This window comes from Streptomyces synnematoformans (assembly GCF_039531005.1).
Classification (GTDB): Bacteria; Actinomycetota; Actinomycetes; order Streptomycetales; family Streptomycetaceae; genus Streptomyces; species Streptomyces synnematoformans.
Map to the genome: position 1 here is coordinate 1 of NZ_BAAAPF010000257.1, position 10237 is coordinate 10237.

13 protein-coding genes are annotated in these 10237 nt (G+C 75.9%); 2 read left to right on the top strand and 11 right to left on the bottom strand.

The features are described 5' to 3' along the window. The 10 genes from ABD317_RS27820 to ABD317_RS27865 form a co-directional block, all read right to left on the bottom strand. A partial coding sequence (locus tag ABD317_RS27820; protein WP_425582452.1) for a coiled-coil domain-containing protein occupies window positions 1-878 on the bottom strand: 878 nt, incomplete at its 3' end. A gap of 74 nt (window positions 879-952) precedes the next feature. Further along, a complete protein-coding gene (locus tag ABD317_RS27825; RefSeq protein WP_027753906.1) occupies window positions 953-1234 on the bottom strand; it encodes a hypothetical protein in 282 nt (93 codons plus the stop codon). A gap of 2 nt (window positions 1235-1236) precedes the next feature. Beyond that, a complete protein-coding gene (locus tag ABD317_RS27830; RefSeq protein ID WP_051438223.1) occupies window positions 1237-2001 on the bottom strand; it encodes a TetR family transcriptional regulator in 765 nt (254 codons plus the stop codon). 107 nt (window positions 2002-2108) lie between these two features. Then, a complete protein-coding gene (locus tag ABD317_RS27835) occupies window positions 2109-3038 on the bottom strand; it encodes an AurF N-oxygenase family protein (protein ID WP_344293139.1) in 930 nt (309 codons plus the stop codon). A 124-nt stretch (window positions 3039-3162) separates the two neighbouring features. After that, the gene (locus tag ABD317_RS27840; protein ID WP_344293141.1) at window positions 3163-3327 is read right to left on the bottom strand and encodes a hypothetical protein; all 165 of its coding nucleotides are present in this window, start codon (window positions 3325-3327) and stop codon (window positions 3163-3165) included. A gap of 64 nt (window positions 3328-3391) precedes the next feature. After that, window positions 3392-4843, bottom strand: coding sequence for a penicillin-binding transpeptidase domain-containing protein (locus tag ABD317_RS27845; protein WP_344293143.1), 1452 nt, complete (start codon window positions 4841-4843; stop codon window positions 3392-3394). Beyond that, window positions 4840-6288 (bottom strand): FtsW/RodA/SpoVE family cell cycle protein, encoded by a 1449-nt coding sequence (locus tag ABD317_RS27850; protein ID WP_344293146.1) that lies wholly within the window; start codon window positions 6286-6288, stop codon window positions 4840-4842. The genes ABD317_RS27845 and ABD317_RS27850 overlap by 4 nt, the downstream gene beginning before the upstream one ends. A 96-nt stretch (window positions 6289-6384) precedes the next feature. Continuing rightward, window positions 6385-7089, bottom strand: coding sequence for a type 1 glutamine amidotransferase (locus ABD317_RS27855; RefSeq protein ID WP_344293149.1), 705 nt, complete (start codon window positions 7087-7089; stop codon window positions 6385-6387). A gap of 19 nt (window positions 7090-7108) precedes the next feature. After that, complete coding sequence (locus tag ABD317_RS27860; RefSeq protein WP_344293151.1) at window positions 7109-7414, bottom strand: DUF6191 domain-containing protein; 306 nt, start codon at window positions 7412-7414, stop codon at window positions 7109-7111. A 72-nt stretch (window positions 7415-7486) separates the two neighbouring features. After that, complete coding sequence (locus tag ABD317_RS27865) at window positions 7487-7906, bottom strand: winged helix-turn-helix transcriptional regulator (RefSeq protein WP_344293153.1); 420 nt, start codon at window positions 7904-7906, stop codon at window positions 7487-7489. A 109-nt stretch (window positions 7907-8015) separates the two neighbouring features. Here ABD317_RS27865 and ABD317_RS27870 point away from each other — a divergent pair, with 109 nt between their 5' ends. Then, window positions 8016-8909, top strand: coding sequence for an NADP-dependent oxidoreductase (locus tag ABD317_RS27870; RefSeq protein WP_344293156.1), 894 nt, complete (start codon window positions 8016-8018; stop codon window positions 8907-8909). A gap of 106 nt (window positions 8910-9015) precedes the next feature. Here the strand turns inward: ABD317_RS27870 and ABD317_RS27875 are convergent, their stop codons facing one another. Continuing rightward, window positions 9016-9756: a VOC family protein gene (locus tag ABD317_RS27875; protein ID WP_344293158.1), complete on the bottom strand. Its 741-nt coding sequence runs from the start codon at window positions 9754-9756 to the stop codon at window positions 9016-9018. A gap of 75 nt (window positions 9757-9831) precedes the next feature. On the opposite strand from ABD317_RS27875, the gene ABD317_RS27880 reads away from it, so the two are divergent. Continuing rightward, window positions 9832-10125, top strand: a complete 294-nt coding sequence (locus tag ABD317_RS27880) for a hypothetical protein (protein ID WP_344293159.1) — start codon at window positions 9832-9834, stop codon at window positions 10123-10125. The last annotated feature ends 112 nt before the right edge of the window (window positions 10126-10237 follow it).

Below are 10237 nucleotides of genomic sequence, written 5' to 3' on the forward strand. Positions count from 1 at the left end.
CCCGGCTCGCCCCCGCCCGGGAGGCCGTCGTCCGCGGCGCCCGGCCCGCCCGGCTCCATCAGTTCCCGCCGCTCCGCCTCCGCGCCCCGCACCTCCAGCCGGTCCAGCGCCGCCAACTGCCCCGGCGTCAGCTCGGCCAGCGCGTCCCGGACCTCCGCCAGCCGGTCGTCCACCCGGTCCCGGCGCCGCTTCCGCTCGCCGGCCAGCTCCCGCTGCCGCGCCAGCGCCTTCCGCGACGAGCCGGTCAGCGCGTCGAGCCGCTCGGCGCCGGCCTCCAGCCGGGTCACGACGGCGGCCTGGTTGCCGACGGCCCGGCTGATGATCTGCTTGCGGTCGAGCGCCGTCTCCGTGTCGCGCGCGACGAGGAGTTGCAGGTACGGGGCGAGCCCGGGGCCCCGGTACTGGGCGCGGGCGATCAGCGCCGCCCGGTGCCGCGCGGCGGCCAGCTCGGCGCGGGTGTCGGCGAGGTCGCCGGCCAGCTCGCGGGTCTCGGCGCGCAGCTTCTTCAGCTCCTCGACGGTGGCGTGGTAGGCCTCGGTGGCGCGCTCGGCCTGGCCGTGGAGGGTCTGCAGCCGGGTGAGCAGCTCGCTGAGCGGGGCGTCGGCGGCCGGTTCCTCCGCGGCCCGCGCCCCGTCTGCCGCGTCCGCGCTGTCTGCCTCGTCTGCCGCCTCCGGCCCGTCAGGACCGTCCGCCCCGCTCGGCTCGTCCGGCCCGTCCGCCCCGGCTCCGGCGCCGGGCTCGCCCGCCCCGGCCGCCTCGCCCGCCCCGCCCGCGTCCGGTTCGTCCGGCACGGGGGCCGCGCCGGCGGGCAGGGCCAGCACGGCGGCGAGGAGCACGGCGGAGGCGGCGGAGAGCGCGGAGCGGGGGGTGCGGGGCATGTACCGAAGGCTTCCACCGCGGTCGCGGCATTCCCTGCATTCCCGTCAAGGCTGGGCGAAACCGAGTAATACCATCACCCGGGAGGATTGACGCCCCGCCGGCGCGACCACGGCCACCTGTGCCGCTCCGGCGCCCCCTCCGGGTCGTACGTGTAGACCCACCCCCGCGGCAGCTTCAGCCGCGGGCTCAGGTCGGCCGGCTCCAGCCGGTAGACGTGCACCGTCGGCGGCCCGCCCGCGGGGTCCGGCACCGGCACCTCGTACACCTTCGGCGGCCGGCCCGTCGCGCCGACGTGGACGGCGAGGGTGCGGCCGTCCAGCGGGCCGCCGACGAAGGCGGTGTCCTCCGTGCGCACGGTCAGTCCTCGCCGAGCAGGTGCCCGGCGTCGTGCAGGAGCGGTGCGACGCGGCGGACGAGGTCGCCGGCCGGGCCGTCCGCCGTCTCCAGCTCCACCGCGCGGCGCAGCACCCGGCCGCACTCCTCGTCGCCCGCGGCCGTGGCGACCAGCAGCGCGACGAAGTGGTCCACGAGCCAGCCGCGCAGCTCGGACAGCGGCGGCTGCTTGCCCTCGTCGAGCCATATCAGCGACGCGCCCTCGACCGCGGTGATCCAGGTGCGGATCATCGTCAGCAGCCGGCGGCCGGGCCGGGGCACGCCGATGTGCAGCAGGATCTGCTCGGCGGCGGAGCGGCGGACCTCGTCCACGATGGCGGTGGTGCGGCTGGTCTGCACGACGCTGCCGCCCTGCAGCAGCGCCTTGAAGCCGGCGTCGTGCTCGTCGACGAACCCCAGGTAGCTGTCGAGGGCGCGGGTGAGGCGGTGCGTGAGGGGGCCGTGCTGGGGCTGGCGGAAGCAGAGTTCCAGCTCGTCGGCGGCGCTGCGCAGGGCGGCCTCGTACAGCTGCTGCTTGCCGCCCGGGAAGTAGCGGTAGACCAGCGGGCGGGAGACGGCCGCGGCGGCGGCGACGTCGTCGAGCGAGACGTCCTCCGGAGCCCGGTGCGCGAAGAGGCCGAGCGCGGCCTCGATCAGCTGGCTGCGGCGCTGGGAGACGCTCAGCCTGCGGTACGCGACCGCGGGCTGGGGCGCGGCGTGCCGGGGCCCCCGGTCGGACGCGGTGCTCATGCCGGGCAGCGTAACTCCCCCGGCGGGTCCGCGCGGCCCCGGCCCGTCCGGGCCCGGTGCGGGCGGCACGCGCGGCGCCGTCCGCCGCGCGTGCCGCCCCCGACCGCTCAGGCCAGCAGCCCGGAGCTGCGCCACAACCGGCGCCCGACGCCGCGCAGCACGCCGATCTCGTCGAGGAAGTCCGTGAGCCGCCTGGCCCCCGTCTGCATCACGTCGCGCCGGTGCGCGCTGGCCTTCACCTGCGCCAGGGCCTCCGCCCGGTTCAGCCCCGCGTCGGAGTACACCTGCGGGTTGACGAACGAGACGGAGAACACCCGCGCGGCCTCACCGGAGGTGAGGCGGGTGAAGTTCCGCTCCCAGCGCGGCGCGGTGAGCATCTGCCGGCGCAGCTCCTCGCGCGCGTAGCGCACGTGCCGCGCCTCCTCCACGACGTGGATCCGGGTGACGCCGCGCACCAGCGTCTGGACCCGCTCGTCGGGGAAGACCAGCCGCTGCATCCAGTCGAGGATCTCCTCGCCCAGCAGGGTCGCGGTGAACGAACCGGGGGTGGTGGAGACGGTCTTGAGGATGCGGGCGAGGTTGTGGTGGAACCGGGAGACCGGGTACGGCTCCGCGCCGCCCCTCGTGATCATCCGCGCGAACATCATCGAGTGCCGGCACTCGTCGGCTATCTCGGTGAGCGCGTAGCGCACGTGGTTGCTCGTGACCGGCTTGTCGTAGATGTGCCGGACGAGCAGCTGCATGAGGATGATCTCGAACCAGATGCCCAGCGAGGCCAGCGACGCCGCCTCCAGCCGGGCCAGCTCCCGCTGCTGTTCCTCCGACATCCGCCGCCACATCGGGGTGTCGTAGAGGGAGACCAGCTCGGGCGGCCAGAACCACTTCCCCTCCTCAAGCGGGGCGTCCCAGTCCAGCTCCCTGTCCGGGTCGAAGGAGTGCTTCTCCGAGGCCGCGAGGAGCCGCTCCGCCACCTTCTCGCGGTCCTTGAGCGGGCCGAGCGCGTCCGTCAGCGCGGGGAAACCCGTCGTCGTGGTCATCACGTCTCCTGTGAGGGTTACCGGCGGTCACCTCTTATGAGACAGCTTGTCAGTAAGCCCGTCAATGCCCGGGACGCGTTTAGTTGACGCGCGGGTAACGTGACCAACCCGTGCGGCGGCGGCGTCAGTCGACGGTGACGATGCACGTGACGCGGCCGCGGGAGCGCTCGGCGTGCTCCTCGCACTCCTCCCGGTCGGCATCGCCGCTCGCGGCCAGGAGCCAGAAGACGGCGCCGCCGACGGCCAGAAAGATCAGACCGAGGACGATGCCGATCAGGATGTCCTTCACGCGAGCAGCGTAGGAGCGCACCCGGGGAGCGGTCCCCGGCCCGTACGGCGCGGAAGCCGGCGGCTCAGCGCAGCGCCGCCCGCATCACCCCGCGGGCGATCGGGGCCGCGCTGCCGCCGCCGCTGATGTCCGCGCGGTCCGCCTCCGCGTCCTCGACGACCACCGCCACGGCCACCTCCGGCACCGCCGTGCCCGGCCGCTGCGCCCAGGAGACGAACCAGGCGTACGGGCGCTCCGAATTGTCCACCCCGTGCTGCGCCGTGCCCGTCTTGCCGCCGACCGTCACCCCGTCGATCGCTGCCAGGCCGCCGGTGCCGTCGCTGACCGCGTCGATCATCAGCTGCCGCAGCAGCGCCGCCGTTCCCGGGCTCATCACCGGCTCCCCGGCCTCCGGCCGGGTCCGCGCCACCGTCTCGCCGTCGGCGTCCGCCAGCCGCTCCACCAGGTACGGGCGCATCGTCCGGCCGCCGGCCGCGACCGTCGCCGCGACCCGGGCCATCTGCAGCGGCGTCGCCCGGGTGTCGTACTGCCCGATGGCCGACAGCGCGACCTGCGCCGGGTCCATCCGGGTGCTGACGTGGCTCGGCAGCACCGGGGAGGGGATCTCCAGCCCCTCGTTGAAGCCGAACGCCTCCGCGGTCGCCACGATCCGCGCGGTGCCGACCGTCGCGCCGAGCTTCGCGAACACGGTGTTGCACGACTGGGCGAACGCCTCCCGCAGCGGCGCGTCGGCGCAGCCGCTCGACTCGTTGCGCAGCAGGGTGGTGCTGCCGATGAGGCGGTACGGGTTCGGGGTGCGGGTCGGCGCGTCGACGTCGGTGACGACGCCGGACTCCAGCGCCGCCACCGCCGTGATCACCTTGAACGTGGAGCCGGGCGGGTACGTCTGCCGGATCGCCCGGTTGAGGAGCGGCTGGGCGGGGTCGGCGAGGAAGCGGTCCCAGGCGAGCGTGGTGGCGGGGGAGTTGCCGGAGAGCAGCGCGGGGTCGTAGCCGGGGCTGCTGACGAGGGCGAGGACGCGGCCGGTGGCGGGTTCGAGGGCGACGACGGCGCCCTTGCGGCCGCGCAGCCCGCGGAACGCGGCCTTCTGCACGGCCGGTACGACGGTGGTGTGCACCTGGCCGCCGGGCCGGCGGCCGCGGGTGAGGTCGCCCCAGAGCGGCAGCGGGGCGAGCCGGGGGTCGGTGCCGGCGAGGATGCCGTCCTCGGTGTCTTCGAGGAGGGTGGAGCCGTAGAGCTGGGAGGCGAAGCCGGTGACGGCGGCGTAGCGGCGGCCGTCCGGGTAGGAGCGCTCGTAGCGCAGGCCCTGGCGGGTGTCGGTGGAGCCGGTGAGGCGGCGGCCGGCGGCGTAGATGTCGCCGCGGGGCTGGGCGTAGCGTTCGAGTGCCTGGCGGCGGTTGGCGGGGTTGGCGTCGTACTCGGGGGCCTTGAGGACCTGGACGCGGGCGGCGCCGAGGAGCAGGGCGAGGAAGAGCAGGAGGCTGCAGCCGGCGGCGATGCGGGTGTTGCGGATCACGGGACGCCGTCCGCGGGGGTGCCGGGTGCGGGGTCGCGCCGGGGCGCCGGGTCCGCGGCCGGGCGGGACGCCTCCCGCGGCGTACGGGCCTCGTCGCTGAGCCGTACGAGCAGCGCGACGATCACCCAGTTCGTCACCACCGACGACCCGCCCTGCGCCAGGAACGGCGTGACCATCCCCGTCAGCGGGATCAGCCCCAGCACCCCGCCCGCGATCACCACCACCTGCAGCGTGATGATCGCCGCGAGGCCGGCGGCGAGCAGCGCGCCGAAGGGCTCGCCGACGGCGATCGCCGTGCGGTAGCCGCGGGCGACGAAGATCGCGTAGAGCAGGAACAGCGCGGTCAGCCCCGCGATCCCCAGCTCCTCGCCCGCGGTGGCCAGGATGAAGTCCGACTTGCCGGCGAAGCCGATCAGCAGCGAGTGCCCCTGCCCGAGCCCCGCGCCCAGCGCCCCGCCCGCGGCGAACGCGAACAGCGACTGCGCCAACTGCCCCGGCCCCTGCCCCTCCTCGATGCCGCGGAACGGCGACAGCCAGTCCGCCACCCGCGTGTGCACGTGCGGCTCCAGCGCCCCCACCGCCGCCGCTCCCGCCGCGGCCAGCAGCAGCCCGACGGCCAGCCAGCCGGCCCGTCCGGTGGCGACGTACAGCATCGCCACGAACAGGCTGAAGAACAGCAGCGAGGCGCCGATGTCCCGCTCCAGGATCAGCAGGGCCAGGCTGATGCCCCAGACCGCGACGATCGGGCCCAGCACGCGCCACGGCGGCAGCAGCAGCCGGCGGATGCGCGGGCCGCGCGTGAAGGTCAGCGCGTGGCGGTTGGCGGCCAGGTACGAGGCGAAGAAGATCGCGAGCAGTACCTTCGCGAACTCGCTGGGCTGGAGGGACAGGCCGCCGATCCGGATCCAGATCCGGGCCCCGTTGACGGCGGGGAAGAGGATCGGCGCGGCCATCAGGCACAGGGCGGCGAAGGCGTACTTCCCGGCGCGCGGGCGCAGGTCGCGGTGGTCGCGCAGGACGACGAGGACGGCGGCGAAGAGGACGACGCCGAGGGCGGACCAGAGCAGCTGGGCGGGCGCGGCGCGGTCGCCGGGCGTGCCCTGGTCGAGGCGGTGGATGAGGACCAGGCCGAGGCCGTTGAGCAGCAGCGCCACGGGCAGCAGCACCGGGTCCGCGCAGGGTGCGCGGAGGCGGACGACGAGGTGGGCCGTCAGGGCGAGCGCGGCGAGGCCGCCGAGGTGGGTGGCCAGGTCGGCGGGCAGGGCGCCGGAGGTGGCGTGGCCGACGGCCGCGTACCCGTAGGCGATGACGCCGACGGCGCAGGCCAGCAGCAGGAGTTCGGCGCCGCGGCGGCGAGGTTGGGGCACGGGGGGCGGTGGCGTGGCCAGCCGCCGGGCGCGGCCCGGCGGGCGGAGGGCCTCGGCCGGGTCGGTGGCGGTGGTCATGTGGGCAACGTAGCAAGCGGTGGCCGATTTGCCGGGTATGCCGGGCGAGGGGGAGGGGCGGGTCGCGGCGGGCCGCGGGGGCGGCCGCGGGCGGGGTCAGCCCTCGGCCCGTACCGCCCGGGCGAAGCGGTGGGCGACCCGCTGCCAGACCTGCGCCGACTCCTGCTCGTCGCGGTCCGCCTCGGCGCGGACCCGGGCCGGGTCGAAGCCGCGGGCGCGGACGGACTCGTCGCTCCACGCGCGGACGCGGTCGGCGCCGGCCTCCGGGTGGAACTGCACGCCCCATGCCCGGGCGCCGTGGCGGAACGCCTGGTGCGGGCAGCGCTCGCTCTCCGCCAGCCACGCCGCGCCCGGCGGCAGCTCCGTGATGGCGTCGACGTGCCGCTGGACGGCCGTCACCTGCCGCGGGAGCCCGGCGAACAGCGGGTCGGCCGCCGCCTCCGCGCGCAGCGTGAGCGGCGTGCTGCCCAGCTCCGGCTCGCCGTGCGAGGGGGTGACCCGGCCGCCGGCGACGTGGGCGAGGAGCTGGCCGCCCTGGCAGACGCCGAAGACCGGGACGTCCCGCTCCAGCGCCTCGGCGACCAGCTCGCGGACGGCCGCCAGCCACGGCATCGCCACGTCGTCGTCGGGCATGGGGCCGCCGCCGAGCGGCAGGACCGCGGCGTGGTCGAGGCGGCGCGGCAGGGGGGCGCCGGCGTAGGCGTGGACGACGTCGAGGGCGAGCCCCCGCTGCTCCAGCCAGGCGCCGAAGCGCCCCGGGCCGCCGCCGCGGCCGTTCTGCACCACGAGAACCTTCGTCATGGGTGCGATTGTCGGGCAGCTAGGGACGGGCGGCGTCGGCGGGGGTGGCCTGCGACGGTACGGCGTCGGACGGTTCGGCGTCGGCGGGCTCCGCGTCGGACGGTACGGCGTCTTCCGGCTCCGCGTCGGACGGTACGGCGTCCTCCGGCTCCGCGCCCGGCTCCGCCGCCTCGCCGAGCGCGATCACGACCTTGCCCGACGTGAGGTCTATCGGCCCGCGGGACGGATCGCCCGTGCCCACGTTGTCCACGACCAGTTCCATCCGCTCCCGCGCGCGCCGCGCGTGGCCCTGGCCGGGTGCGAACAGCTCCGCAACGATGTTCATCCTCGCGCCTCCCGCGACTCGGCCCGCTACCTCAACGCCGCGGCGCGCGGAACCGTTCCCGCGCCCCCGCTCTCAACCCGCCTGCGCCGCCTGCGCCTCCAGGGCCTCGTAGCGCTCCCGGGCCGCGTGCACCTCCTCGATGTGCTCCTCCGCCCAGTCCTTCACGGCGGTGAGGAGCCCGGCGAGGCTGCGGCCCAGCGGCGTCAGCTCGTAGTCGACGCGGACCGGGACGGACGGCGTGACGGCGCGGGAGAGGATGCCGTCGCGCTCCAGGGCGCGCAGGGTCTGGGTGAGCATCTTCGGGCTGACGCCGGCGATCTTCCGGCGCAGGTCGCTGTAGCGCCGCGGGCCGTCGGAGAGCGCGGCGACGACAAGGCTGACCCACTTGTCGCTGAGGCGGTCGAGGAGCTGGTTGGTGGGGCAGCCCCGCAGGAACGCGTCGTACGCGACGCGGGCCTCCTCGCGCCGCTGGGCCGCCGTCGTGGTCGCCATGGCTCGCCTCCGGGTGACATAGGCACTCTCAGGTAACTACTTACCAGAAGATACCAACTCTTCCTACGGTTGCGGCAGCGGAACCGATACCGATCAGGGAGAACTGACCATGCGTGCTGCAGTGGTGACGGAGTTCGGCGGCCCCGAGGCCGTGACGATCGCCGACGTGGACGTGCCAGAGCCGGGTGCGGGGCAGGTGCGGATCAAGGTGGCCGCGGCGGCGCTCAACCCCGTGGACGGCGGGACGCGCGGCGGCGCCTTCGGCGCCGCGCCCGGCGGGAAGTACACGGGGCTGGGCTGGGACGTCGCGGGAACGGTGGACGCGGTGGGCGCCGGCGCGGGCCGGGCGCCGGGCGACGCGGTCGTGGCGCTGGTCCACGGGCCGGCGAAGCCGCTCGGCACGCACGCCGAGTACGTGGTCGTGGACGGCGGCGCCGTCGCCGCGGCGCCGACCACGGTGGACGCCGTGCACGCCGCGACGCTGCCGCTCAACGCCCTCTCCGCCGACCAGGCGCTGGGGTTGCTGGACGCGGCGCCGGGCACCTCGCTGCTCGTCACCGGCGCGGCGGGGGCGCTGGGCGGGTACGCGGTCCAGCTCGCCGCCCACCGCGGCGTCACGGTGACGGGGCTGGCCCGCCCCGCCGACGAGGAGCTGGTCCGCTCCCTCGGCGCGGCGTTCACCACGGACCCGGCCGACGGCGGCTACGACGCCGTGCTGGACGCGGCGGTGCTCGGCGGCGAAACGGCCCTGCGCTGGACCCGCGACGGGGGCGCGTACGCCGCGGTCATCCCGGGTACCGCCCCGGATCCGGTCCGCGGCATCCGCACGGCGGCGCTGGAGGTGGCGGCCGACGGGGTGCGGCTGGCGGAGCTGGTCCGGCTCGCCGACGACGGCGTGCTCACGCTGCGGGTCGCCGCGGCGTACGACCTGGCCGACGCGGCGAAGGCGCACGCCCGGCTGGCGGCGGGCGGCGTACGGGGCCGGCTGGTGCTGGTGCCGTAGGGCACGGGGCACGGCCGCGCCCGGGCGCGGCGGGCGACCGGCGTAAGGGGCGGCGATCCTGAATCGCGCCCCTTACTCATGCCCCTGACGCCCGTGCGTGCGTCCGTCAGGACGGGGCGAGGACGCAGAACTCGTGCCCCTCCGGGTCGGTCAGGCACGTCCACGGCACGTCGCCCTGGCCGACGTCGAGGTCGGCCGCGCCCAGCGCCCGCAGCCGGGCGGCCTCCGCCGCCGGGTCGTCGCCGGGGTACGGCAGCAGGTCGAGGTGGACGCGGTCCGGGGCGGCCGGCCGGCCGGGGACGCGCAGGAATTCGAGGTACGGGCCGGTGTCCGCGGCCGAGCGCAGCACCGCCTGGTCGTCGGTCACCTCCCGGAGCGTCCAGTCCGTCGCCGCACCCCAGAACCGGGCCATGGCCCGCGGGCCCGCGCAGTCGACCACCACCGCCGCGACCGGACCGGTGTCCCGGTAGACGTCCCTCGGCTCCAGCACGCAGAACTCGTTGCCCTCGGGGTCGGTGAGGACCGTCCACGGCACCGCGCCCTGGCCCACGTCGGCCGGGGTCGCGCCGAGCGTGCGGAGGCGGTCGACCAGCTCCGCCCGGTGGGCCTCGGAGGTGGTGGCGAGGTCGAGGTGCACGCGGTTCTTCACCCCCGTCCCGGGCTCCGGGACGGGCACGACGTCGATGCCGACGGCGACCGGGTCCGGCCAGACGAGGCCGCCGGCGGGGCCGACGTAGGTGGTCACGCCGGGTGCGTAGGCGTGCCAGCCGAGCGCTTCGGCCCAGAACCGGCCGACCGCCGGGGGGTCGAGGGCCTTGATGTTCACCTGGACGGGTCGCAGCGCCATGCCGGCGATCCTATGCATCCCGGGGGCGCGTCGGTGCTCGCTTCTCGAAATCGAACACACGTATGATAGCGAGTCGTGAGCGACTACGAGTTTCCGGAGGAGTTGCTGCGGGCGAAGCGGGAGTGGTTCGCCGTCGCGCAGCGGTTGGAGGAGTTCCCGCTGCGCCCGTACACGGACAGGGCGGGCGTCGAACACCGGGCCGACAGCGGTTGGACGCCCGAGCTGGACCGGCAGGAGACGGTGCTGCGGAAGAGGTTCCGCGAGCTGTCCATCGAGATATCCATCCACCCGTTCTGGGAGACGCTGAACGGCAGCACGGTCGCGGCGCGGATGGCGCTGCGCGAGGCGGCCCGGCGGCCGGGCGGCTGAGGTGCGGCCGGCGGGGGAGCGGGCGCGGACAGCGGTCCGGGGCGGGCGGTGGGACCGCCCACCCCGGAGGTGGTTCGTCTGCTTACGGAGACGGGGCCGGAGTCAGCCCCGC